At 62.5% G+C, this 21211-nt stretch carries 32 protein-coding genes; 15 read left to right on the top strand and 17 right to left on the bottom strand.

The window, feature by feature from the left end; translation table 11 throughout:
* Positions 1–109 precede the first annotated feature (109 nt).
* Complete coding sequence (locus tag BMF35_RS13575; RefSeq protein WP_156172156.1) at positions 110–280, top strand: hypothetical protein; 171 nt, start codon at positions 110–112, stop codon at positions 278–280.
* Positions 281–287: 7 nt separating this feature from the next.
* On the opposite strand, the gene pal is transcribed toward BMF35_RS13575, so the two are convergent.
* The 13 genes from pal to hisB form a co-directional block, all read right to left on the bottom strand.
* Positions 288–806: a peptidoglycan-associated lipoprotein Pal gene (gene pal / locus BMF35_RS05985; RefSeq protein ID WP_047007306.1), complete on the bottom strand. Its 519-nt coding sequence runs from the start codon at positions 804–806 to the stop codon at positions 288–290.
* An 80-nt stretch (positions 807–886) separates the two neighbouring features.
* Entirely contained in the window at positions 887–2302 is a 1416-nt protein-coding gene (gene tolB / locus BMF35_RS05980) for a Tol-Pal system beta propeller repeat protein TolB (protein ID WP_047007305.1), read from the bottom strand.
* Positions 2299–3123, bottom strand: coding sequence for a hypothetical protein (locus BMF35_RS05975; RefSeq protein WP_047007304.1), 825 nt, complete (start codon positions 3121–3123; stop codon positions 2299–2301). The genes tolB and BMF35_RS05975 overlap by 4 nt, the downstream gene beginning before the upstream one ends.
* A 15-nt stretch (positions 3124–3138) precedes the next feature.
* Complete coding sequence (locus tag BMF35_RS05970; protein WP_047007303.1) at positions 3139–3585, bottom strand: ExbD/TolR family protein; 447 nt, start codon at positions 3583–3585, stop codon at positions 3139–3141.
* Between the two features lie 169 nt (positions 3586–3754).
* Entirely contained in the window at positions 3755–4471 is a 717-nt protein-coding gene (gene tolQ / locus BMF35_RS05965; protein WP_047007302.1) for a protein TolQ, read from the bottom strand.
* Positions 4472–4473: 2 nt separating this feature from the next.
* Entirely contained in the window at positions 4474–4932 is a 459-nt protein-coding gene (locus BMF35_RS05960) for a YbgC/FadM family acyl-CoA thioesterase (RefSeq protein ID WP_047007301.1), read from the bottom strand.
* Positions 4933–5020: 88 nt separating this feature from the next.
* On the bottom strand, positions 5021–5401 hold the full coding sequence (locus BMF35_RS05955; protein ID WP_047007300.1) for a histidine triad nucleotide-binding protein: 381 nt from the start codon (positions 5399–5401) through the stop codon (positions 5021–5023).
* Positions 5398–5721 carry a phosphoribosyl-ATP diphosphatase gene (locus BMF35_RS05950; RefSeq protein WP_047007299.1) on the bottom strand — a complete coding sequence of 108 codons (324 nt, stop codon included), beginning with the start codon at positions 5719–5721 and terminating at the stop codon, positions 5398–5400. The genes BMF35_RS05955 and BMF35_RS05950 overlap by 4 nt, the downstream gene beginning before the upstream one ends.
* 47 nt (positions 5722–5768) lie before the next feature.
* The gene (locus tag BMF35_RS13725; RefSeq protein ID WP_162199237.1) at positions 5769–5939 is read right to left on the bottom strand and encodes a PEP-CTERM sorting domain-containing protein; all 171 of its coding nucleotides are present in this window, start codon (positions 5937–5939) and stop codon (positions 5769–5771) included.
* Positions 5940–6006: 67 nt separating this feature from the next.
* Positions 6007–6768: an imidazole glycerol phosphate synthase subunit HisF gene (hisF, locus tag BMF35_RS05945; RefSeq protein WP_047007682.1), complete on the bottom strand. Its 762-nt coding sequence runs from the start codon at positions 6766–6768 to the stop codon at positions 6007–6009.
* 100 nt (positions 6769–6868) lie between these two features.
* Positions 6869–7606, bottom strand: a complete 738-nt coding sequence (gene hisA / locus BMF35_RS05940) for a 1-(5-phosphoribosyl)-5-[(5-phosphoribosylamino)methylideneamino]imidazole-4-carboxamide isomerase (RefSeq protein WP_173426194.1) — start codon at positions 7604–7606, stop codon at positions 6869–6871.
* Positions 7591–8223 (bottom strand): imidazole glycerol phosphate synthase subunit HisH, encoded by a 633-nt coding sequence (gene hisH, locus BMF35_RS05935; RefSeq protein ID WP_047007298.1) that lies wholly within the window; start codon positions 8221–8223, stop codon positions 7591–7593. Before hisH ends, hisA begins: the two co-directional genes overlap by 16 nt.
* 122 nt (positions 8224–8345) lie before the next feature.
* Positions 8346–8939: an imidazoleglycerol-phosphate dehydratase HisB gene (gene hisB / locus BMF35_RS05930; RefSeq protein WP_047007297.1), complete on the bottom strand. Its 594-nt coding sequence runs from the start codon at positions 8937–8939 to the stop codon at positions 8346–8348.
* Between the two features lie 107 nt (positions 8940–9046).
* Between hisB and BMF35_RS05925 the strand changes: the two genes are divergently transcribed.
* Genes BMF35_RS05925 through gmk form a run of 3 tightly spaced genes read left to right on the top strand, consistent with a single transcriptional unit; the run spans position 9047 to position 10773 of the window.
* A complete protein-coding gene (locus BMF35_RS05925) occupies positions 9047–9559 on the top strand; it encodes an SspB family protein (protein ID WP_047007680.1) in 513 nt (170 codons plus the stop codon).
* 41 nt (positions 9560–9600) lie between these two features.
* Positions 9601–10068, top strand: coding sequence for a hypothetical protein (locus tag BMF35_RS05920; protein ID WP_236781576.1), 468 nt, complete (start codon positions 9601–9603; stop codon positions 10066–10068).
* 51 nt (positions 10069–10119) lie between these two features.
* On the top strand, positions 10120–10773 hold the full coding sequence (gene gmk / locus BMF35_RS05915) for a guanylate kinase (RefSeq protein ID WP_047007296.1): 654 nt from the start codon (positions 10120–10122) through the stop codon (positions 10771–10773).
* Here the strand turns inward: gmk and BMF35_RS05910 are convergent.
* Complete coding sequence (locus BMF35_RS05910; protein WP_052766091.1) at positions 10770–12959, bottom strand: S8 family peptidase; 2190 nt, start codon at positions 12957–12959, stop codon at positions 10770–10772. The two genes, gmk and BMF35_RS05910, sit on opposite strands and share 4 nt — an antisense overlap.
* 370 nt (positions 12960–13329) lie before the next feature.
* Between BMF35_RS05910 and dapD the strand changes: the two genes are divergently transcribed.
* The 8 genes from dapD (at position 13330) to BMF35_RS05870 (ending at position 16829) form a co-directional block, all read left to right on the top strand.
* Complete coding sequence (gene dapD / locus BMF35_RS05905; protein WP_047007294.1) at positions 13330–14169, top strand: 2,3,4,5-tetrahydropyridine-2,6-dicarboxylate N-succinyltransferase; 840 nt, start codon at positions 13330–13332, stop codon at positions 14167–14169.
* 118 nt (positions 14170–14287) lie between these two features.
* A complete protein-coding gene (locus BMF35_RS05900; RefSeq protein ID WP_047007293.1) occupies positions 14288–14569 on the top strand; it encodes a hypothetical protein in 282 nt (93 codons plus the stop codon).
* A 57-nt stretch (positions 14570–14626) separates the two neighbouring features.
* Positions 14627–14860, top strand: a complete 234-nt coding sequence (locus tag BMF35_RS05895; protein WP_047007292.1) for a hypervirulence associated TUDOR domain-containing protein — start codon at positions 14627–14629, stop codon at positions 14858–14860.
* Positions 14860–15051, top strand: coding sequence for a DUF3008 family protein (locus BMF35_RS05890; protein ID WP_047007291.1), 192 nt, complete (start codon positions 14860–14862; stop codon positions 15049–15051). The genes BMF35_RS05895 and BMF35_RS05890 overlap by 1 nt, the downstream gene beginning before the upstream one ends.
* Positions 15051–15386, top strand: a complete 336-nt coding sequence (locus tag BMF35_RS05885) for a DUF3140 domain-containing protein (protein WP_047007290.1) — start codon at positions 15051–15053, stop codon at positions 15384–15386. The genes BMF35_RS05890 and BMF35_RS05885 overlap by 1 nt, the downstream gene beginning before the upstream one ends.
* Positions 15387–15389: 3 nt before the next feature.
* The gene (locus tag BMF35_RS05880) at positions 15390–15680 is read left to right on the top strand and encodes a DUF427 domain-containing protein (RefSeq protein ID WP_047007289.1); all 291 of its coding nucleotides are present in this window, start codon (positions 15390–15392) and stop codon (positions 15678–15680) included.
* A 119-nt stretch (positions 15681–15799) separates the two neighbouring features.
* Positions 15800–16402 (top strand): hypothetical protein, encoded by a 603-nt coding sequence (locus BMF35_RS05875; RefSeq protein ID WP_156172154.1) that lies wholly within the window; start codon positions 15800–15802, stop codon positions 16400–16402.
* Between the two features lie 22 nt (positions 16403–16424).
* Complete coding sequence (locus tag BMF35_RS05870; RefSeq protein ID WP_236781575.1) at positions 16425–16829, top strand: DoxX family protein; 405 nt, start codon at positions 16425–16427, stop codon at positions 16827–16829.
* A 77-nt stretch (positions 16830–16906) separates the two neighbouring features.
* Here BMF35_RS05870 and BMF35_RS05865 read toward each other — a convergent pair whose 3' ends face one another.
* Together BMF35_RS05865 and BMF35_RS05860 are read right to left on the bottom strand one after the other, a co-directional pair.
* A complete protein-coding gene (locus tag BMF35_RS05865) occupies positions 16907–17158 on the bottom strand; it encodes an SWIB/MDM2 domain-containing protein (RefSeq protein WP_047007286.1) in 252 nt (83 codons plus the stop codon).
* A 49-nt stretch (positions 17159–17207) separates the two neighbouring features.
* Positions 17208–17822, bottom strand: coding sequence for a YbhB/YbcL family Raf kinase inhibitor-like protein (locus BMF35_RS05860; RefSeq protein WP_052766090.1), 615 nt, complete (start codon positions 17820–17822; stop codon positions 17208–17210).
* A gap of 270 nt (positions 17823–18092) precedes the next feature.
* On the opposite strand from BMF35_RS05860, the gene BMF35_RS05855 reads away from it, so the two are divergent.
* Positions 18093–19511 (top strand): S41 family peptidase, encoded by a 1419-nt coding sequence (locus BMF35_RS05855; RefSeq protein ID WP_047007285.1) that lies wholly within the window; start codon positions 18093–18095, stop codon positions 19509–19511.
* Between the two features lie 21 nt (positions 19512–19532).
* Here BMF35_RS05855 and BMF35_RS05850 read toward each other — a convergent pair whose 3' ends face one another.
* On the bottom strand, positions 19533–20006 hold the full coding sequence (locus tag BMF35_RS05850) for a COG3650 family protein (RefSeq protein WP_236781574.1): 474 nt from the start codon (positions 20004–20006) through the stop codon (positions 19533–19535).
* 13 nt (positions 20007–20019) lie between these two features.
* On the opposite strand from BMF35_RS05850, the gene BMF35_RS05845 reads away from it, so the two are divergent.
* Both BMF35_RS05845 and BMF35_RS05840 read left to right on the top strand, forming a co-directional pair.
* Positions 20020–20601 (top strand): hypothetical protein, encoded by a 582-nt coding sequence (locus BMF35_RS05845; protein WP_156172153.1) that lies wholly within the window; start codon positions 20020–20022, stop codon positions 20599–20601.
* 9 nt (positions 20602–20610) lie between these two features.
* Entirely contained in the window at positions 20611–21201 is a 591-nt protein-coding gene (locus BMF35_RS05840; protein WP_047007283.1) for a hypothetical protein, read from the top strand.
* The last annotated feature ends 10 nt before the right edge of the window (positions 21202–21211 follow it).

Here is a 21211-nt window from a genome sequence, read left to right as displayed (position 1 = left end):
AAAAAATGCAGCTTGTCGGAACTGCTCGTGCGCCGGTCGATTGCTGCATTGCAACAATTTTAACCGACCGCCAGTACAGCACGACTGCAATCCCACCGTCAGGAAAACCATGAGCCGCCAGCTCGCCACCTCCGCCGTATTCTCTGTGTTCGCCATGGCGGCATTCGCGCTGTGGGCGACGCCGGGTGCGCATCCTGCATCAGGCACAATGCAAACGGGCGCGACAAACCAAGCTGCCGCGCCCGCTCTGGATCACCCGCAAGCGATCCTGTCGCACTAGAAATCGGCTAGCGGCTGATCATGACCGTCACGGCGCGGCGGTTCGCCTGCCATGCCGTTTCGTTCGATCCGGTCATTTGCGGCCGTTCCTCACCATAGCTCACCATGCGCAGGCGGTTTTCCGGCACACCGAGGCTGACGAGGTAGTTGCGCGCGGCATTGGCGCGGCGTTCACCCAGGGCGAGGTTGTAATCGCGCGTGCCGCGTTCATCGGCATGGCCTTCCACCGTGGCGGTCGCACCGGGATATTGCAGCAAATATTCAGCCTGTCGGCGCAGCGCCGTCATATCCTCACTATCGATGTTGTAGCGGTCGGTATCGAAATAAATCGTATCGGCACCCATCATCGCTTGCGAGAAATGCGTCTGCGTTCCCGGTTGCGGACCGACCGGGGCCTGGGTGGCCGTGGGCGTCGGCGTCGCCATCGTGTCCTGCGGGGCGTCCGGCGTGATTTCGGGCGGTGTGCGGTTACAGGCGCTGAGTGCCAGCGCGCTTGAAAGAGTGGCGGCGATTAGCAGACGATTCATTGTCGTGGCTCTCCTTGAACCGAAGTGACAGGGCCAGATGACCCGGGTTGGTTTGCGGCCCTGATCTGGAAATAACGCGGTTACGGCAGAACAGGTCCCCAAGCAGGGTCCGACGCGCCGACAGGCGTGCGCAGGCGACGCTCGTTCTCGCCGGTGAGGTCGACCTGGTAAATCGCTGTGTCGCCGCTGCCGCGCTCGGTGCGGAAGAACTGGATGATCCGGCCATTGGGCGCCCATGTCGGTGCCTCGTCATGCCAGGCATCGGTCAACACGCGCATGTTGCGACCCTGCGGGTTCATCACCGCGATGTTGAAATTGCCTGCGATGCGCGTGAAGGCGATCTGGTCGCCGCGCGGGCTCCATTCAGGCGTGGCGCAGCGCCCGCCGAAAAAGCTGATGCGCCGCTGGTTTGAGCCGTTGGCATCCATGACATAGCATTGCTGGCTGCCCGACTGGTCGCTTTCGAAAACGATGCGGCTGCCGTCGGGCGAATAGCTGCCGCCCACCTCGATGGATGGGCTGTCGGTCAACCGTTCCGGCGTGCCGCCGGTGGCGGGGACGCGGTAAATGTCGGTATTGCCCGCTACGGCCATGGAATAGAGGATATAGCGGCCATCCGGGCTCCAGCGCGGGGCGAACGTCGGGTTGCTGCTCTCGGTCACAAGCGTCTGCCGTCCGCTGCCGATGTCATAGACATAGATGCGCGGATTGCCGTCCGTGTAGCTGAGATACGCTATGCGCTGGTAATCGGGGGAGTAGCGCGGGGTCAGCGCGGTCGACTGGCCATTGGTGATGAAGCGGTGGTTCGCCCCGTCGCTGTCCATGATCGCGAGCCGCTTGATGCGGTTATCCTTGGGGCCGGTTTCAGCGATATATGCGATGCGGCTATCGAAGAATGGATCCTCGCCCGAGAGGCGCGAATAGACAAGGTCGGCGCAGCGATGCGCAGCGCGGCGCCATTCGCCCGGTTGCACAACCCAGCCCTCGCGCACCAGTTCGCTCTGCAAGGCGACATCGTAAAGGTAGCAGCCGACCGTCAGGCGGCCATCGTCATTGGCGCGCACATAGCCATGCACCAGCATTTCGGCGCTGCGCCCGCGCCAGGTGTTCCATTCCGGATCGGTGATTTCCGCATAGGCCGGGCGCGGCAGTGCGGCCGGGCCCACCGGGCGGAACAGGCCGTTGAAGCGCAGGTCGTTGAACACGACATTCGCCAGCTCGAAGCCGAGCGCCGCAGTGCCGCTTTCATTGGCGGGCGTATCGACATCGCGATTGGTGGCGAAGCTGGCGATGGCGATGCCGAGATCCTGCCACGCACTATCATCCGTCACCGTGCCGCGCAGCGGACCGTCATTATCGCCTTCGACGGCGACTTCCTCGACATCGGCCTGGCCGATGCCCTGCGGATCGAGATCGTCGAGCAGGTCACCGTCCTGCGCGGCGGCAGGCGTGGCAGCCAGAATCGCCAAGGCTGAGAATACGGCAGTCGTTTTCATCCTAAACTCCGGTCAAAATCCCATTCGAGGTCGTCCCAGCGGGAATAGAACTGCTCGGGCAGATTAAAAGGTGCTGCCCGGCGTACAGCGCGGATAGCACGTTCACAGTGAATACTCGCCTGCGGGCGATTTGAATCGTTTACGCCGCGCTGACTGGAGCAGCTTGGCGAGCCGCGCAATGTTCCATCGCGATTAAGCCTCCAGCGCACCGTTGATACGAGCAATTCAGCGTCGACGCCGCTGGGTGCGGTGCCGCGCCAGGTCCGCGCGAGCTGGCGCGAGATGGCCTGTTCCAGCGAAGCCCGCTCGGCAGGCCCGAATGTGGCCGCGGGCGAGCCGCTGGCGCCGCGCGCATCGCTGCTGCCTTCGAGAAAATCATTACCCAAAATGCTACCGCGCGGCGGCCTGCTGGCAGCGGCGCTCGGCGTCGGCGTGGGCGTTACCCGCGGGGCCTGCGTGCGTGCGGCTGTCGGCGTCGGCGTAGGAGCCGGCCGCGCATTGCGCGGCGGCGTGGGAAAGGGCAGCGGCGGGCGTGGACGCGTGTCCGGCTGCGGCTGCGCCACGGCAACATCCTGAGGCGCTTCCGATACTTCGCCCAGTTCGGGTGCGATGGACATGGCAGGCTCTGCGCTGGGATCGGGCGCGGTGGATTCGAGACTGACCTCTGTCGCCAGGCTGACATCGATCCGTTCTGCCGGCGTGATGACGGGCGGATCCTGCATCGCCTGCCAGGCCAGCCCCGCTGCGAGCGCGACATGCACGATTACCGCGGCGGAAACGCCGACGCGCTCTTCGCTGGAAAGGTTGGCAAAAGCGGCCATATTACGCCTTCAAGGCTATGGAGCCTCGGATGAACTGTTAGTGACCATGGAGATGGCGGTGAAGCCAGAGCGGTTCAACTCGCCCATCACAGCCATCACCCTGCCGTAATCGAGGCTGCGATCGGCACGCAGGGTGACGAGCGGCCGTTCAGCGCCTTCCGGTCCGGCGACGGCGTCCAGCGCCTGCGGTAATCCGCCCGGCTCCACCAGCACATCGTCGAGATAGATAAAGCCCTCTGCATCCAGTGCGATCGTTATTTGATCCTGCTCCTGATCGAGCGGATTGGCGCGGCTGTCGGGCAGGTCCACCGGCACGCCGCTGGCGAGCAAAGGCGCAGTCACCATGAAGATGATGAGCAGCACCAGCATCACGTCGACGAAAGGCGTGACGTTGATCTCCGCCATCGGCGCACGGCGTTTGGAACGGCCCCGGCGCGAGGAGGACATGACGCCCATCGCCATGATCAGATCCTCCCCGGAACGGGGAGGGGGACCGCGCGCGGAGCGCGGGGTGGAGGGGTACGGTCACGGCCAAGCGGATAGAAGCGGCCCGTCGTCAGAAGGGTGCCCCCCCACCATCCTGCGGATGGTCCCCCTCCCCTAGGAGGGGAGGATTTTGCATTACTCACCATCACCCGGCCTCCATCTCGCGGCTGACCTGGGCGTGCACGCGGTCGGCGAAGCGTTGCAGGCAAGCCTCAAACGTGTTCACCGTGTTGGACAGACGGTTATAGGCGATCACGGCGGGAATGGCGGCGAACAGGCCGATGGCGGTTGCGAACAGCGCCTCCGCGATGCCGGGCGCGACCACGGCCAGCGACGAATTCTGCTGCATCCCGATCTGGAAGAAGCTGTTCATGATGCCCCACACAGTGCCGAACAGGCCAACGAAGGGCGCGACGGCGCCGGTCGTGGCGAGGAAGTTGAGCCGGTTGGCCAGCGTATCCGCCTCATGCGCCACCTGACCTTCCAGCGCTTGCGCCACTCGGCCGCGGGCGGCGACGGGATCTTTCAGGCCGGCCTTATGGCTGCGGCGAAATTCGGAAATGCCGGCAGCGGCGACGCGCGCGCTGGGATTGTCTTTCCGGCGGCGCGCATCAAGAAGGCTGTCGACATCCTCGTTCGTCCAGAAATCCTCCTCAAACGCATCCGCGCGGGTGCGCGTGCGCTTCATGCGGAGAGTAAAGCCGAAGATGATCGCCCACACCCAGACAGAAGCCAGCACCAGCCCGATGATGACGAGCTGCACCACGATGTCGGCATCGAGAAACAGCTCCAGCGGGTCGAGCCGGGTTGGCGCGGCTGCAACGATCACATTGTGCAGGGAAATCACGTTGGGAAAATCCATTTTCAGTCTTTCACGACAAATGTTTCGAACGCTTCCCGCCACGCGGCAGGCTGGCGCTTCGGGCGGCCTTCGGGAGAGATGAAGGCGGCGACGATATCGATGCTTGCGAGCAGATCGTCACCGCGCATCACACGCTGTTCCATACGCGCGCTGGCGGCACGCAGTTCCACCGCGCGGGTGACCACGGTCAGCACATCGTCGAGCTTCGCCGGGCGCTGCCATTTGATCTGCGCTTCGGAGACCGCATACACGCCCTCGCCCGCTTCCTGCGCCGCGCGCTGGTCCACGCCCAGGCAGCGCAGCAAGTCGCTGCGCGCACGCTCGCAATATTTGAGGTAGTTGGCATGATAGACGATGCCGGACAGGTCGGTATCCTCGAAAAAGACGCGCACCGGAAAGAGGTGGCGTTTCCCATCAAGACGGCCGGATGGCGGCTCTATTGGCGCTGATTGCTCTTCCATTGGTGAATGGCGGCTTACAGGCGGGCGGACCTTCCGCAAAGAGGCGAAATCGCCGACCTGAGTCTTTTTGCAGGTGAGGCGAAAGGCGTCAGCCTGCCAGCATCGGCCCCAGCGGCCCGCCACCGAAGAGGTGGACGTGAAGATGCGGCACTTCCTGCCCGCCATTGCGCCCGATATTGGCCAGCAGGCGATAGCCGCGCACCGGCAGACCCTGCTCGCGCGCCACATGGCCCACGGCTTTCACGAAGCCAGCCATTTCCGCATCCGACGCCTTGGCCGAGAAATCGTCCCAGCTGACATATTCGCCCTTGGGAATGACAAGGATGTGCACCGGTGCCTGCGGGTTGATATCGTGAAAGGCGAAGGCGTGGTCGTCTTCATAGACCTTATTGCAGGGCACTTCGCCGCGCAGGATCTTCGCGAAGATATTGTCCGGATCGTACGGCTTGCTGGGATCGACGGTGGTCATTTTTCTTTCGCCTTGCGTTCGGCCTTCTCGACAAGGCCGGACTTGCCCTCGCGGCGCTCCAGCTCTTGCAGCACATCTTCGAATTTCAAGCCCTTGGCTTCCAGCAGCATGATCATGTGGAAGATCAGGTCGGCGCTCTCGGCGATCAGCGCCTTCTTGTTCTCGACCAGAGCGGCAATGACGACTTCCACCGCCTCCTCGCCCAGCTTCTTGCCTATCTGCGGCACACCGCGGGCATTGAGCTTGGCGACGTAGCTTTTCTTGGGATCGTCACCGGCGCGCTTGGCGACGATTTTTTCGAGGCGCTTGATCGTATTCATCGGCAGCGCAATGCGGGATATCTCCCGCGCCGGTCAAGCCGCTTTGGTCAATCCTCGTCGGATTTGCGCATGGAAAGGCGGCGTCCGATGATGACGCCCGCAATGCCCAATGCGAAAAGCGTGAGGGCGGAAGCCTCCGGCACCTGCGCGACATTCTGCGCCATGGCGGGCGACGCCGAGAGGAGCAGAATGGCGGAAAGGGTGATGCGCGCTAGCATGCTCGCACAAGACGCTCCGCCCCGCCGATTCTCAAGCGCTTGCTTCCCGGTGTCCCTTAGCGGGACTTCACCCGCGTGCGGGAAGCCCCGCGGCGCGCAGGACTGCATGGGCTTCCGCCACGGTGTGCTGGCCGAAGTGGAAGATGCTGGCTGCCAGCACGGCACTTGCCCCGCCCTTCGTCACCCCGTCCACCAGATGCTGTAGGTTGCCTACGCCGCCGCTGGCAATCACGGGTATGGGCACCGCATCAGCGATGGCGCGTGTGAGCTCCAGATCATAGCCCGCCTTGGTGCCATCGCCATCCATGCTGGTGACGAGCAATTCACCCGCGCCCAGCTCGGCGAGTTTGGTGGCATGTTCCAGCGCATCGATGCCGGTTTCGCGCCGGCCGCCATGGGTGAAGATTTCCCACCTGCTATCGGCCACGCGTCGCGCATCCACGGATGCGACCACGCACTGGCTGCCCATGCGGTGCGCGATATCGGCGACCACTTCGGGCCGCTTCACCGCAGCGGAATTGACCGCAACCTTGTCCGCACCTGCCAGCAGCAGCTTACGCGCATCCTCCACGCTGGCGACCCCGCCGCCGACGGTCAGCGGCATGAAACATACCTCTGCCGTGCGCCGCAAGATATCGAGCAGCGTGCCGCGCCCTTCATGGGTGGCGGAAATGTCGAGAAAGCACAGTTCGTCCGCGCCAGCCGCATCGTAAGCCTGCGCCTGCTCCACCGGGTCGCCGGCGTCTTTCAGATCGACAAAATTGACGCCTTTGACCACACGCCCATCGGCCACGTCGAGGCAGGGGATGACGCGGATGCGGACGGTCATTGTGTCGCACCCGTCATTGCGAGCGAAGCGAAGCAATCCATGGAACTGCGCCATGGATTGCCGCGTCGCCTGCGGCTCCTCGCAATGACGCGATAAGGCCTCACCGGTTCGCCATCGCAATCGCGGTCGCGAGGTCCAGCCGCCCTTCATAGAGGGCACGGCCGGTGATGACGCCTTCGATGCCTTCATCCTTGTGGACGGCTAGCATGTGAATATCATCCAGACCCTTCACGCCGCCGCTGGCGATCACGGGAATGTCCACGCTGCGCGCCAGTTCCACCGTAGCATCGACATTGCAGCCTTTCAGCAGCCCGTCGCGCCCGATATCGGTGAAGAGCAGGCTGGCGACGCCTGCATCCTCGAACCGGCGGGCGAGATCGCGCACCGGCACGTCGGACACTTCGGCCCAGCCTTCGGTCGCTACCATACCGTCGCGCGCGTCAACCGCAACGACGATACCGCCTTCCCATTCGCGTGCCATCTTTTTCACGAAATCAGGGTTCTTCAGCGCGGCAGAGCCCATCACGATGCGCGCCACGCCGAGCTCGAACCAGCCTTCCACCGCTGCCGCATCGCGGATGCCGCCGCCCAGCTGCACATAGCCGGGAAAGGCCTCGACGATGGCCTCTACGGCTTCGCGGTTCTCCGTGCGGCCTGCAAAGCTGCCGTCGAGGTCGACGACATGCAGATGCTCTGCCCCCGCTTCTGCAAAGAGCATGGCCTGCGCTGCAGGATTGTCGCCATAGACGGTGGCGCGGTCCATATCGCCCTCGGCCAGACGCACCACCTCGCCGCCCTTGAGGTCGATGGCGGGGAAAACGATCACTGCGGGTTCCATTCGAGAAAACGGCGGAGCAGGGCGAGGCCGAAAGCCTGGCTCTTCTCCGGGTGGAATTGCACGCCAACGATATTATCGCGCGCCACTGCGGCCACAAGCCCGCCGCCATGGTCGGTCATCGCAGCAATGTCCTGGCCGTGGTCGGGCTGGAAATGGTAGGAATGGAGGAAATAGGCCTCGCCCTCCTCGATTAGCACATGATCCTTCGCATGCGGGGTAAGCGCGACGTCGTTCCAGCCCATATGCGGTACGCGAATGGCGGGATCGGTGCGCTCGATCCGGCGGACCTCACCGCCTATCCAGCCCAGCCCCGGCGTTTCGCCAAATTCCAGCCCTCGCGTTGCGAGCAATTGCATGCCCACACAAATGCCGAAAAAGGGTACCTTTTCACCCAGCACCCGCGCTTCCAGCGCATCGACCATGCCGGGAATGCCGATCAGCCCTTCATAGCACGCACGAAAGCTGCCAACGCCCGGCAGGACAATTCGCTGGGCACCGCGCACCAGTGCCGGATCATCGGTCACGGTGGCATTCGTCGCGCCAGCCGCCTTCAGCGCGTTGTGAACCGAATGAAGATTGCCAGCCCCGTAATCGATCAGCGCGATTGCTTGAGACATTTCAGAGGCCCACGGTTGCGCAGCAACCGCAAGGGCGACCGCCCGCCCGCAGCGGGGCCGCAGCGCAGCGGAGGCCGTCTAGCGAGGACGCACGCCCGGATGGGCGTGCGAAAAGCAGACGATTAGCCACCAAGCTGACCCTTTGTGCTGGGCACTGCGCCGCCCTTGCGCTCATCCAGTTCGACCGCCTGCCGCATGGCGCGGGCAAAACCCTTATACAGCGCCTCGCAAATGTGGTGGTTGTTGCTGCCATACAGCACCTGACAATGCAGCGTCAGCCCGGCGCTTTGCGCGACGGAATGGAACCAGTGCTCGATCAGCTCTGTATCCCATTCGCCCAGCTTTTCCTGCGTGAAGCGGGCCTTCCACACCAGATAGGGCCTACCTGAAATATCCAGCACGACGCGTGCCAGCGTCTCGTCCATCGGGCTGTGTGCTTCGCCATATCGGCCGATGCCTGCCTTGTCGCCCAGCGCCTGCGCAAAGGCCTGGCCCAGCGCGATGGCGCTGTCTTCGGTGGTGTGGTGCTGGTCCACATGCAGGTCGCCATCGACCTTCATCGTGATGTCGATCAGCGAATGGCGGCTCACCTGCTCCACCATGTGATCGAGAAAGCCGATGCCGGTGGAAATGTCGTAGCGGCCCGTACCATCGAGATTCACCTCGACGAGGATATCGGTTTCCGCCGTTTTCCGCTCTATTCGCCCTGTACGCATGGGTGGCAGCCTATAAGCGTCTGGCGCGCGCACGCAAGCGGGGAGAGGCGTGCAATTCCGGCGATTCCGGCTTGATTTTGCGCCCGCGTGGCGTCACCACACCACGCATGAGCGACGATACGCCCGATAGCCTGATCCCGTACGATGAAATCGTGCAGGAAGCCCTGCGCGCCGTCGTGGGCCGCGTGCTCGGCCAGGTGCAGACCGATGGCGGTACCCTGCCGGGCAACCATCATTTCTACATCACATTCAAGACGGCAGCACCGGGCGTCGATATCCCCGCCAGCCTGCATGAACGGTTTCCGGACGAGATGACCATCGTCTTGCAGAACAAGTTCTGGGACCTGGACGTGCGCGACGACGGATTTTCGGTCGGCCTCAGCTTCAACCAGATCCCCTCCAAGCTCTCCATCCCCTATTCGGCAATCACCGCTTTCGTCGATCCGGCAGTGGATTTCGGCCTGCAATTCCAAGCCGCGATGGAAGACGATCCGGCGACCGAGCACGAGGATGCGGAGAACGACGGGGGCACCGCCGAGGAACGCCGCAAGGTGGAGGACGTTGCCACTACTGAAGACGGCTCCAATGTCGTCACGGTCGATTTCGGCCGCAAGAAATAACGCGTCCGCCCTAATCCGGCGCACGCCGAAGGGGCCACGCCATGACAGACCTGCCAGACCGCGCAACCATCCACCGTCTCGTTCGCAGCCGCCGCAAGAGTCGCGGCGCGACCAGCGACCATGTGACAGATACCGTTTCTGACAAGCTGGCAGGCGCACCCGGCGATGTGCCGGGCCCTTCCACCAATCCTGCAACCAATCTGCTGCTGGCCGATATCGTGATTCGCGTGATTGGGCGAATAACGCGCCAAACGGTCGAAAAGGCCATGCTGGGCAAGCGCTATGGCAGCGCGTTCGCGCGTGAGGCGATCGATAACAAATCGATCATGCATTCGCTGGCAGCCTATGGAGTGACGAAGTTCGCCACGAAATCGGTGCCGGGCGCGATGATCGTCGGCTCCGTTGCGGCCGGAAAGCTGCTTTTCGACCGTGGCCGCTCGCGCCGGGCTGCGCGCAAGGCTGGCGAAGCATTCCTGTCCAAGCAGGCCGATCCCGATTCCATGGTGTGAGACTGGTGCGCAGGGCTTGATTGCACACCAAGCGCTGCGCAATAGCGGTGCATGGCCGATTCCCCGCATTCCGATCCGAAGACCCCGTTGGCCCGCCGCGGGCTGATGTTCATCCTTTCCTCGCCGTCGGGCGCGGGGAAAACGACCATCGCACGCAAATTGCTGGCCGATGTCGACGGAATCGGCATGTCCGTATCGGTGACGACCCGTGCCATGCGCCCGGGCGAAGTGGATGGCCGCGATTATCACTTCGTCGACCAGCCGACATTCGACCGGATGGTGGCGGACGGCGAATTCCTCGAATGGGCTACCGTTTTTGGCAATAGCTACGGAACGCCGAAAGCGCAGATCAAGGCGGGCCTGAAAGCGGGCGACGATTTCCTCTTCGACATCGACTGGCAGGGCACGCAGCAGCTCTACCAGCGCATGGAAACCGATGTCGTGCGGGTATTCCTGCTGCCGCCCAGCATCCAGGAACTGGAGCATCGCCTACGCAGCCGCGCCACCGATAGCGAGGATGTGATCCAGGGCAGGATGGACCGCGCACGCTTCGAAATCAGCCATTGGGACGGCTATGATTACGTCGTCATCAATGACGATATCGACAGCTGCTTTTCCAAGGTGCTGACCATCCTGAAAGCGGAACGCATGAAGCGCGCCCGCCAGACGGGGCTGGTCGATTTCACCCGCGAGCTGATGCGTTAGAAGTCGCGGCTCCAGCGCAGGCCCACGCCCATATCGTCCGGTACGGTTTCGAAATGGCCGGGATCGCGGCGGTAGAATAGGCTCGCCGCAGCACTGCCGCCCCATAGCTGGCCGATCCACGACAATTCGCCAGTCATTTCGCGCCCCTGCGGCGTGAGGCTCAGTGTGCGCAGGCCGTATTCGGCTGTCAGCGTCTCGTAATCATAGGCGACCGGCAGATTGAGATTCAGCCCGCCCGATTGCACGCGCAGCGGCTGCGAAATGCGCAGCGCCATGCGATCGGCTCCGGCAAAGACGCCGACGCGCTGGATGTCGAGCGACCATGCATTGCTGCCGATCTGCGAATTGTCTGCCAGCAGCGGCGCATCGGCCACGCGCGTGAAGCCCTGCCGGTATGCGCCGCCAAGACGCCAGCCATCGGCGATGCGCCAGCCCATCTCGGCATCGACGAACAGAGTGTCGCTGCCCGCAATGCCAAAGCCTTCGTGGAAGCGAGCACCGAGGACGGTGTTGTCTTCCATAGTCCAGGTCAGGCCAAGCGCCGTGTCGAAGTCCCCGAAATCACGGTCGAACGACAGGCCGAAGCTGGCCAGATCCTCTTCGGCGCGGCGACCCAGCAATTGCGCTGTGCGGCGCTGCTCCGCAGCGGTGATGGTGACGCCGGTCTGGGCGCTAACGGTGAGGCCCCAATCGCCAAGCCGGTGACGCAGCGCAAAGGCGGTGTCGCTGCGCGCTATCATCCCGCTTTCACCGGCGGCATCGCGGGCAATCATGAAGGCCGGACGTTCCTGCCCCTGCAAGGTCGCCACCAGCCCATCCGCACCCTGGCGGTAAGCGAAGCCGAACTGTGTGCCCGGCGCAATCTGCATGGCGACGCGCGCTGCCAGCACGCGGGCTGCTTCGGATTGCTCGCTTGTCAGTTGCAAAGCCTGCGCTCGCGGCGGCTGCGCCCCGCTTGCATCGATGGAGAAGGCGACGCTCGCCGCCTGCGTCCCGCCACCGACATGCCGCGCATTGCCGGCAAGCGCGCCGTTCAGGCGCTGCGGCACTTCCGCACCGCGCAGCGTGCCTGCGAGGTTCGTCTCGAAGGCACGGTCGAACTCATCGGTGATGACGGCGGGCAGCGATGCCGTCCTGAAAGCGTCGCCCATGGCGGGCGAAGCGATGCCGCTGGTATCGCTAAGAGCAAAGGCGGTGGTGGCCGCTGCCAGCGTCGTCGTGCCGATCGGCTGGAAGGCACGGTTGATATCCATGATGCCCTGGCCGAAGACGGGATCTTCGCCGGTCGCTCCCGCATCGAATGCCGAACGCAGCAGGATTTCCGCGATTTCAGCACCGGTCAGATTTGGAAATGCCTGCGCAAGCAATGCTGCCGCGCCAGCGACTTGTGGCGAAGCAAAGCTCGTGCCGGAGAAAAGATACACGAATTGATCGCCGTCGATTGTCTCGACGAGAATCTCGCCATTCTCGTAAACGCAGCAGACTTCTTCGCCGCGCGCGGCGATGTAGAAATCCGGATTGGCCCCCGCCTTGTTGGAGAAGTCCGAGATTCCGTAATCTTTATCGACGGACCCGACGATAAGCACACCGCCATTACCCCGCGCGGCGAATTCGCTGCCGAAGTTAGTGAGTTCGGCGCGTCCGTCGTTTCCGGCTGCAACAATGATAAGAACGCCGTTGGCGACCGCATTGTCGATGGCAACCCGCAAGGCCTGGTTGAGCCCACCCTCACCCCCGAGCGAGATGTTGATGACCTTCGCGGCATTGGCCACAGCGTAATCGATACTGTTGGCGATGGCTGTGTTGCTGAAGGTGCAATCGGTCGAGGGATCCTCCGCATTGTCACCACCGCAACTGCCCGGAGTATCCGCACGAATTGCCAGCACGGTCGCGTCGTATGCGATGCCCAAAATACCGGTATTGTCGCGCGCGGCAGCAGCAACCAAGGAGACAAGATTGCCATGGTCGTCCGGGCCTTCGACCGGACGCGTACCGAAGATGTCCGTCGAGGCATTCGATAGCCGGCCGGCAAATTCCGGATTGTCAAGATCAATGCCGGTATCGATGACGGCAATCGTGACACCGTCGCCGGTATGCCCGCTCGCCCAAGCGCTTGCAGCATTGTGCTGGGATGGACCGTCCGACCTGCGATACTCCGACGTATTGAACGCCGAAGGCGCAGCCACGACCGGAAAATTGCCCGAAGGAGGCGGCGTAGGCGTGGGCGTAGGTGTCGGCGTTGGGGTAGGCGTAGGCGTAGGGGCCGGAGCAGGTGCCCGGATGATCGGCGGCGATCCGCCTCCGCCGCAGGCCGTCAGCAGCGCAAAGGCCGCCACCATTCCTGCACCGTGCCAAGTCCTGAAGCGATTTGCGCGTTTATCCTGTCCCAAAGCGATCCCTTTCGATTTGATGCAACCCTATCGCACCTCAAGATAACCGCAAGTGAATGCGCAGGATTAACGGCCAAGCACCATGGGACGTGCCGTCTTGCGGGCGAGCGCGCAAGCCCCTAACCGCTGGGGTCGACCCATCGTGCATACAGGAGCCGCACCGCCCATGTCGCAAGAGCTTATCGCCGCCATCGAAGACGCCTGGGAAAATCGCAGCGAGGTGACGCCGGCCAGCGCCGATGTGCGCGGGCCTGTGGAAGACGCGCTGCGCCTGCTCGATAGCGGGGAAGCGCGGGTGGCCGAACCGGGCGACAGCGGTGGTTGGGTGGTGAACCAGTGGCTGAAAAAGGCCGTGCTCCTTTCCTTCCGCCTCAACGATAACCGCATCGCGAAAGGCGGATCCGCCGGCACGGACGCATGGGACAAGGTGCCCAGCAAATTCGCCGGATGGGGCGCGGATCGCTTCTCCGATGCGGGCTTTCGCGTGGTGCCCGGCGCCGTCGTGCGGCGCGGCAGCTACATCGCGCCAGGTACGGTGCTGATGCCCAGTTTCGTCAATATCGGCGCCTATGTGGATGAAGGAACGATGGTCGATACATGGGCGACGGTCGGCTCCTGCGCGCAGATCGGCAAGAATGTGCACATATCGGGCGGCGCGGGCATTGGCGGCGTGCTTGAGCCCTTGCAGGCGGACCCGGTCATCATTGGCGATGGCGCATTTATCGGTGCGCGCAGCGAAGTGGCCGAAGGCGTGCGCGTGGGCGAAGGGGCTGTCCTTTCCATGGGCGTGTATCTCGGCGCATCGACCAAGATCGTGGACCGGGAAACGGGCGAGATCCATCGCGGCGAAGTGCCGCCCTATGCGGTGGTCGTGCCCGGATCGCTGCCCGGGAAGCCGCTGGCAGACGGGTCGCCCGGGCCCGGCCTTTATTGCGCCGTCATCGTGAAAACGGTCGATGCACAGACCCGCTCCAAGACGGGCATTAACGAGCTTTTGCGGGACTGATTACCGCTGCGCATTTCATTACCTGATTTAGGCTGTAACCCGCGGCGGATGCGGAACTTGTGGCCCTTTAAGCCGTAAATGGTTTGACGATTTTTGACGCGAGGGAAGGCGAGATATCATGAGTTACGAAAAAGACGGCGAAATCCATATCGACGAGCAGGAAGCCAGCGCCGGTCGCGGGAACGGCCATGTGCGCGTTATCCTTGCCGTTAGTTTGTTTGCAGCCATCGCGCTGCTCTCTGCCATCTGGATCTTCGGTGCGTTCTCGCAAGGCGATGTGGAAGAAGAGATCACCATGCAGGCCAACCAGGAAGAGGTCGATGGCGCGGAAGCCGGCGACATCCCTGTCGCCGTGGCCACCGTTGACGGTTCGGAGGAACCCGATATCGGCACCGAGTAAGGCCGGACGAATACCCCAGGGATTGTCGGACGGGAAAAACCGACAAGGACCACGAGAATGAGCAATTCCAATAGCTACCAGACCGATCAATACGTGAAATGGGACTGGGGCAATGGCACCGGCAAGGGCCAGATCAAGGAACGCTTCGAGCGTGAAGTCACACGCACACTGCAAGGTGAGGAAGTCACCAAGGATGGTGACGAAGACAACCCAGCCTACCTGATCAAGCAGGACGATGGCGACGAAGTGCTGAAGCGCGGTAGCGAACTGTCCGACTGGGACAAAGACTGATGGCCAAAGCCAAGTCCAAGGCGCAGCAGCAGGCGGCGGGCGCAGCGCTCGCCGCCAAGCGCGGCGAAACCGACGAGTCCGACCTGCAGGGCGCTTCTAAGCAAATGTACGATTCCATGAGCGAAAGCGAGCTTGAGGACATGGCCTCGACCGATCGCGAAGACTTGCCGGAAACGGCGGAGAACGATTGATGGCCGATCGTGACCGCGACGAAACCTATGACGAGTTCTACGACTGCGTGAACATGCAGCCCAAGGAACTGGAAGAATGGCTCGATACCGAGGAGAGCAAATCCGTCGGCGATAGCGATGACGGCGAAAGCACCGGCCATAAGTCGGGGCGCCGCATCGTCGATATCAAGCGCACCAATAAGGACGAACTCACGGACGAGCAGTGGGACCATATGGACAAGGTGATCGGCTACATCCACCGCCACCTGTCGCAAGAACCTGACGGCGATATCGAAGAAACCGACTGGCGCTATTCACTGATGAATTGGGGCCACGATCCCATGAAGGACGAATGACCAATGACCGTAACAGCCAGCTGGAACGGCAAGGTGATCGCTAAGAGCGACAAAACCGTGGTGGTGGAAAACAATCACTATTTCCCGCGCGCCGATGTCGACGAGATGATGTTGGTGGCGTCCGACACGACGAGCCATTGTCCGTGGAAGGGCGATGCGAGCTATTACACGATCACCGCAAACGGCGAGCAGAACGCCGACGCTGCCTGGTACTATCCCGATCCGAAGGACGCGGCTTCCGAAATCAAGGATCACATAGCGTTCTGGAAAGGTGTCGAAGTCAGCGAAGGCTGAATACAGACACATGACGCCGGCTTCGCGCTGCAACGGGGCGCATTCTTGGCTCGGCTTGACCTGCCTCGCCCCTTCCCGCAATCCTTCTTGCTATCGATGGGACGCAGGGATTTTAGAAAATGAGCAAATCACAAATGCTGGCGGTGTCGGCGGCATTCGGTGCGCTTTTCTGCTCAGGTGCAGTTGCCGCGCAGGATGCTTCCGATATCTGCGAGCCGGATGGCGCCTGCCGTTACATCGAAAATTACGTTTTCGAGGGACGAGACGGCGAGAGCTTTAGCGTGCCGGTCGATGCCGAACTGCCATGGGTCGTAGAGGGCAACGTCTTGCTCACGCCGGGCGAGGCCGTGACGGTGCGTCTGATCGAAACCGACGGAGCACTGCAGCCACAATTGGTGCGCAGCGGTGACGAGGCGCGCAATAGCGAACTCGCGGAAGGCGAAATTCTCTTCGATCTCGGCCCGCATGAGGCTGGGACGATCACGATGACGGTGAAGAGCGCATATCCCGCGTTGCTGGAATATGCAGCCCTGGCCGTCACGCTGAATAGCGGCCCGGCACGCACCAGCGTCTGTGTCTTGATGCCCGGCGTAATGGTGATCGAGACTTGGCAGGACCCGATTTATCAACTCGCCATGTGGGGCTTCCGCCCGGCGGAAGGCCACAGCTGTTCGGTAATCGACCTGGACGCAGAAATTGCCGCAGGCAATGCATCGGAGTGAAGCTGGCCACTCGCGGCGCTGGGTGAGGTTAGCCATCCTCTGGCTGGTCTGCGTGCTCTACCTGGTTGCTGGACGCGCCCACATCGTAAACCCGGAACCGTTTCTCACTATCACACCGAACTGGGTAGCGGTGCCCGACGGCGTAATTTTCTGGACCGGGATCGCGGAAATTCTTGGCGCTATCGCACTTCTCCAGCCGTTTTCGCTGCGATTGCGCAAGGCTGCAGCCATTGGACTTGCGCTTTATGCGCTGTGCGTATGGCCGGCCAACTTCAACCATATGTTGATCGACATGGCGCGAGACGATGGCGGCTGGGGCCTTGCCTATCACGTGCCTCGCCTGATGGCGCAGCCAGTCCTGATTTGGGCGACATTATGGGCGGGCGAACTCATCCGCTGGCCGTTCGGGCGCAAGTCGCGTCATTAGCGAAAAGAAAGCGGGCGCGCAGCTTATCGCCACGCGCCCGCCATTTCGGTCTGTTCCTCAGGAACAGCGCCGTTCGCTTAGCTCATGTGTTTGGAAACAGCACCGGTCATCTTGAACATGGAGATCTGATCGTTGCCGATCACCGCGCCGAGCTTGGCGTCGGGATTGATCATCCGCTTGTCCTTGGAATCCTGCAGGTCGTTGGCCTTGATGTGGTCCCATACGCCCTTAGTCACCTGAGCGCGGGTCATCGGGCCTTTGCCAACCACGTTTTCCAGCTCGGGCGAGAGGTTGACGGGCTTGTTCAGCGCGTTGTTCTTGGCAGCCATTACTAAGGTATCCTTTCAGTCAAAAAAGCCGGATAGGGTATAGCACCCTTCATTCGGCATCGTCTGCATCGTCCCAATCGTAATCCCCGCCTTCTTCGCGGGCGTATTTTGCGGTGAGAATCGCGCATCCGACGACGTGGCCTTGCATTTCCTTGACCAGTTCCTCGCGGCTCGCACCGGGCATCAGCACCAGCGGCAAGTCGAGGGCGAAGAGCTGGAAGACGAAATCGTGCGGTTCGTCGCCCGTGGGCGGATCGGGCAGCAGCCATTCGGAATTGCCGAAGCTGTTCTTGCCCACGCGCTGCGGCGTTTCCCCTTCCAGGATCTGCCCCTTCTGGCCGGGCATGCCCCAGACAAGCCAGTGGCAGAAGGGCGCATCCCCCTTGGCATTGGCATCTTCGACCACCAGCGCAATTTCCTGCGTGCCGGGAGGGGGCGAAGTCCATTCCAGCGGCGGGGCGACGGCGTCTTCCTCGTCCGCGGTGAAGCACGGGTCCAGTTCTCCGCGATCCTCGAACGCGGCCGAGGTGAGAGAAAACCCGCTTTTGCCCAGCATCTTCTCATTGCCGAGCCGGGCGGCGACCAGCTTACCATAATGCCCGCTGCCGCCATTTGCCGACGGACCGATAGCCTGTGCGAGCCAGCCGGGTGTCGTATCTGTCATGGAAAATCCTTTGCGCGCCAGTTCCGGCGCTTTGCTACCTGTTGCCCGCGCGGTGTGCCGATAGTGGCGCGGCTTTTCAAGGGCGGCCTTCCACGATCATGACCGTTCATCTATGCGAAGGCTTGCCTATGGCAAAGGCTGAGCTATCGTAAGCAATTACAGCGCCCTGCCCGACTGTCGCACCCTTCGCGTTGCGACCGTCAGGCGAACCGGCATCCGCTAAGGCCGGCCAAGGCAGCGCGCTGCAAAAACATCGGGACGGGACCATTTATGCGCACTTCAAAGATCGCCCTCACCATGGCCTGCGCGGCCATGACATTCACCACTGCCGCTTGCGGAGGCGACGATTCGCCATCGCCGACAGCAACCGTGGCGCCGCCAACAACGTCTGGCTGCGGCCTTGATGCGCAGCGCACTTTCGTACGCAGCGTCGTCAATGAATGGTATCTGTTCCCCAACCTTGTCGATACCGGCGTCAATGCGTCCAACTTCAACGATGCGCAGGATTATCTCGACGCGCTGGTTCGCCCCGCACGCGAAGACAACCGCGATCGTTTCTTCAGCTACCTTACCTCGATCGAGGCGGAGAACGCCTTTTTCAACGGCGGCTCCAGCGCAGGCTTCGGCTTCCGCTTGATCTACGACACGGTCAATCGCCGGGTTTTTATCGCTGAAACCTTCGACAATACGCCCGCGCTCGCCGCCAATATCGAACGCGGCACGGAGATCATTGCCATAGGGACAAGCTCTACCAACCAAGTGACCGTAAACAGCCTGATGGCCAGCGGCGGACCGCAGGCGGTGGTCGATGCACTCGGCCCGTCCGATCCCGGAGTGACCCGCGTGCTCGATATTGTGGACGCCGACGGAAACGACCGTGAAGTGAGCATATCCAAGACGGAATACGATCTCGATCCGGTCCCTCGCTACGGCGCGCAAATCATCAATGATGGCGGCAAGCAGGTTGGCTATCTGCGCCTCACCAACTTCATCAACCCGGCGATTGACGAACTCGCCGATGCCTTCGCCGATTTTCGCGCCGCGGGGGTGACCGAGCTGGTGATCGACCTGCGATACAACGGGGGTGGCGGCATCAATGTGAACGAGTTCTTCGGCGACATGCTGGGCCGCGACCTGGGCGGCCAAGTGTTCGAGACCGTTGCTTTCCGCCCATCGAAGAGCGAGCGAAACGAGACCTACCGCTTCCAGGTACGTCCGCAATCCATCGCGCCTACGAAGATTGCTTTCATCACCTCGAGCGGGTCGGCCTCGGCAAGCGAGGCGATCATCAATGGGATGGTCCCGTATCTCGGCAACAACATCGCGCTTATCGGTGAAAACACGTTCGGCAAGCCGGTGGGCCAGTCGGCCTTCGACTTGTCCAGCGATTGCGATACGCGTCTGCGCCTCGTCACGCTCCAGCTGGAAAATGCGAACGGTCAGGGCGACTATTACAATGGCCTTGCGGACTTCGTGCCGAATACCTGCCGCGCGCGAGACGACATCTTCCGCAATTTCGGTGATCCGCAGGAAGAGATGCTGGCAACCGCGCTCGACTTCCTGGCGGGCCGCACCTGCACGCCTATTGCTGGCGGACCAGCCACTACGCAGCGCATCGGCGTAGACCTTTTGCAGCCCGAACTGCAGGAACGGACACCGGCCCAGCACGATACGCCGGGCCTGTTCTGACCCGCGATTATGGGCGGGCCGTTATGGCTCGCCCAGATCGTCTCCCTCGCGCCATGCGCAGCCATTGCGCTGTTCGTTGCCGAGTTGCAGCGTTGCGACGAAGGGATAGGTGCGGTCGCTCATCGTGTCGGAGCATTCTCCGGGCGTGATCGCCAGGTCGAAGCTGCGCCCTTCCAGCGTGCCATTGAACCCCAGCCCGCCCCGCCCCGCAAACCGGGTGACGATGATGGTCGTGCCATCGATATTTTCAGGCGTCGTGTAGGTCAGCTCGCTGCCGACCACTTGTCCGCCCCAGAACGGCTCGTTCCCGCCGAAGCGCAGCACCTCGTCCTCGGCAACGCCTGCATAGGCCGCGGTTTCCGCCGCATCGCCGGGCACGTTCTCAGCATTTTCGCCGCCCCCGCATGCGGTGAGGAAGAGCGCCGCAACGCCTGCTAACGTTGATCGTATAACTGCCATAACCTCGTCATAGCGCATGGGGATGGCCCGCGTCATCCTTGCAGGCGCTATGAGGACGCTTGGGGTCGCCATTCTGGCACGGATCACGCCCGCACGGGCATTGGGATGTTTCGCTGCGCTTTGCATGGCATCGGCCATGGGCGGCGCGGCCATCGGCGCCGCAATGGAGCCCGACGCGCTGCGCGAAATTGCCGATGTGCGCGAAACGCTGCCGGCGGCGCGCGCCGCAACCGCTACAGGATCGCTGGCAGCGCAGATTGAAGGCCTGCCCGATCACTATGCGATGGAAACCCCGGCTGGCCGCGTCGAGGTCGAAGAACTCGCAATGTATGGCCGCGACCACCGGCGCTGGCAGGCGCACCAGCGATATCGCGCTCACCGCGAAGCCAATCCGGATGTCGAGTTCACCGCCATATCGGCGGAAGACGAGCTGCAAGCAGCCGATATCCCAGCAGGACCGGATCAAGAGGACACCCGCTATGCCGTGCTGGACATCGCCGATCAGCCCTCATCGGGTCCTGCGGCGGAGACGTTGCGCCAAGACAATGTCGAACAGGACCAGACCGAGCCTTCCATCCGGAACCACGCGGTGCAGCAGAGCGTTGATGGGGCAAAGAAAGTTTCGAAATGAGGTTCGATAATGAAGTTCACGCCCTGGATTGTGGGCGCCGCTATCTGTGTGCCACTCGCCGGAGCAATTGCCGGCGCCAGCATGGATACCGACCCCATTGGCACCGTCACCGATGTGACCGCGTCGATCCCTGATCATTCGAACTTCGCAAAGGCAGACGCCGCGCCGAAAACACAGGCCCGCCTACCCGATCATTACGCCATGGAAACGCCGGACGGGCTCGTCGAGGTGCACGAATTGGCCATGCGCGGCCAGGATCGCGATCGCTGGCAGGCTGCACGCGCTTACGAGCGCGAAATCGAAGCCGAACTCGCGCGCCTTGAAGCGGGATGGAACGAAGATACGTCAAGCTACCGCACCGCGCGGCGCTTGGACGCACAGCAACCGATCATTCGTCGGCAGGATAATATCTACGACGCCGCCCAGCGACGCATCGAAGCGCCGCATTACGCTGCGATGGAACGTGCCGATACCGGTCGCTATGCGACGGGCGAGGCGATCAAACCGCTCGATACGCGCGAACCGGTGACGATCGCTGCCGCAACGCAGGTTGAGCCGCGCACAATCGATGTGGAAGCGGAATTGAACCGCCAGCGTTAAATGGCAGCGG

Source organism: Aurantiacibacter gangjinensis (genome assembly GCF_001886695.1).
Lineage (GTDB): Bacteria > Pseudomonadota > Alphaproteobacteria > Sphingomonadales > Sphingomonadaceae > Alteraurantiacibacter > Alteraurantiacibacter gangjinensis.
This window is presented reverse-complemented; position numbering and strand designations above follow the sequence as displayed.

Coding starts and splice junctions, on each gene's coding strand:
- BMF35_RS13575 (WP_156172156.1), top strand. CDS start 110: ATGAGCCGCCAGCTCGCCACCTCCGCCGTATTCTCTGTGTTCGCCATG.
- pal (WP_047007306.1), bottom strand. CDS start 806: ATGAATCGTCTGCTAATCGCCGCCACTCTTTCAAGCGCGCTGGCACTC.
- tolB (WP_047007305.1), bottom strand. CDS start 2,302: ATGAAAACGACTGCCGTATTCTCAGCCTTGGCGATTCTGGCTGCCACG.
- BMF35_RS05975 (WP_047007304.1), bottom strand. CDS start 3,123: ATGGCCGCTTTTGCCAACCTTTCCAGCGAAGAGCGCGTCGGCGTTTCC.
- BMF35_RS05970 (WP_047007303.1), bottom strand. CDS start 3,585: ATGGCGATGGGCGTCATGTCCTCCTCGCGCCGGGGCCGTTCCAAACGC.
- tolQ (WP_047007302.1), bottom strand. CDS start 4,471: ATGGATTTTCCCAACGTGATTTCCCTGCACAATGTGATCGTTGCAGCC.
- BMF35_RS05960 (WP_047007301.1), bottom strand. CDS start 4,932: ATGGAAGAGCAATCAGCGCCAATAGAGCCGCCATCCGGCCGTCTTGAT.
- BMF35_RS05955 (WP_047007300.1), bottom strand. CDS start 5,401: ATGACCACCGTCGATCCCAGCAAGCCGTACGATCCGGACAATATCTTC.
- BMF35_RS05950 (WP_047007299.1), bottom strand. CDS start 5,721: ATGAATACGATCAAGCGCCTCGAAAAAATCGTCGCCAAGCGCGCCGGT.
- BMF35_RS13725 (WP_162199237.1), bottom strand. CDS start 5,939: ATGCTAGCGCGCATCACCCTTTCCGCCATTCTGCTCCTCTCGGCGTCG.
- hisF (WP_047007682.1), bottom strand. CDS start 6,768: ATGACCGTCCGCATCCGCGTCATCCCCTGCCTCGACGTGGCCGATGGG.
- hisA (WP_173426194.1), bottom strand. CDS start 7,606: ATGGAACCCGCAGTGATCGTTTTCCCCGCCATCGACCTCAAGGGCGGC.
- hisH (WP_047007298.1), bottom strand. CDS start 8,223: ATGTCTCAAGCAATCGCGCTGATCGATTACGGGGCTGGCAATCTTCAT.
- hisB (WP_047007297.1), bottom strand. CDS start 8,939: ATGCGTACAGGGCGAATAGAGCGGAAAACGGCGGAAACCGATATCCTC.
- BMF35_RS05925 (WP_047007680.1), top strand. CDS start 9,047: ATGAGCGACGATACGCCCGATAGCCTGATCCCGTACGATGAAATCGTG.
- BMF35_RS05920 (WP_236781576.1), top strand. CDS start 9,601: ATGACAGACCTGCCAGACCGCGCAACCATCCACCGTCTCGTTCGCAGC.
- gmk (WP_047007296.1), top strand. CDS start 10,120: ATGGCCGATTCCCCGCATTCCGATCCGAAGACCCCGTTGGCCCGCCGC.
- dapD (WP_047007294.1), top strand. CDS start 13,330: ATGTCGCAAGAGCTTATCGCCGCCATCGAAGACGCCTGGGAAAATCGC.
- BMF35_RS05900 (WP_047007293.1), top strand. CDS start 14,288: ATGAGTTACGAAAAAGACGGCGAAATCCATATCGACGAGCAGGAAGCC.
- BMF35_RS05895 (WP_047007292.1), top strand. CDS start 14,627: ATGAGCAATTCCAATAGCTACCAGACCGATCAATACGTGAAATGGGAC.
- BMF35_RS05890 (WP_047007291.1), top strand. CDS start 14,860: ATGGCCAAAGCCAAGTCCAAGGCGCAGCAGCAGGCGGCGGGCGCAGCG.
- BMF35_RS05885 (WP_047007290.1), top strand. CDS start 15,051: ATGGCCGATCGTGACCGCGACGAAACCTATGACGAGTTCTACGACTGC.
- BMF35_RS05880 (WP_047007289.1), top strand. CDS start 15,390: ATGACCGTAACAGCCAGCTGGAACGGCAAGGTGATCGCTAAGAGCGAC.
- BMF35_RS05875 (WP_156172154.1), top strand. CDS start 15,800: ATGAGCAAATCACAAATGCTGGCGGTGTCGGCGGCATTCGGTGCGCTT.
- BMF35_RS05865 (WP_047007286.1), bottom strand. CDS start 17,158: ATGGCTGCCAAGAACAACGCGCTGAACAAGCCCGTCAACCTCTCGCCC.
- BMF35_RS05860 (WP_052766090.1), bottom strand. CDS start 17,822: ATGACAGATACGACACCCGGCTGGCTCGCACAGGCTATCGGTCCGTCG.
- BMF35_RS05855 (WP_047007285.1), top strand. CDS start 18,093: ATGCGCACTTCAAAGATCGCCCTCACCATGGCCTGCGCGGCCATGACA.
- BMF35_RS05850 (WP_236781574.1), bottom strand. CDS start 20,006: ATGACGCGGGCCATCCCCATGCGCTATGACGAGGTTATGGCAGTTATA.
- BMF35_RS05845 (WP_156172153.1), top strand. CDS start 20,020: ATGAGGACGCTTGGGGTCGCCATTCTGGCACGGATCACGCCCGCACGG.
- BMF35_RS05840 (WP_047007283.1), top strand. CDS start 20,611: ATGAAGTTCACGCCCTGGATTGTGGGCGCCGCTATCTGTGTGCCACTC.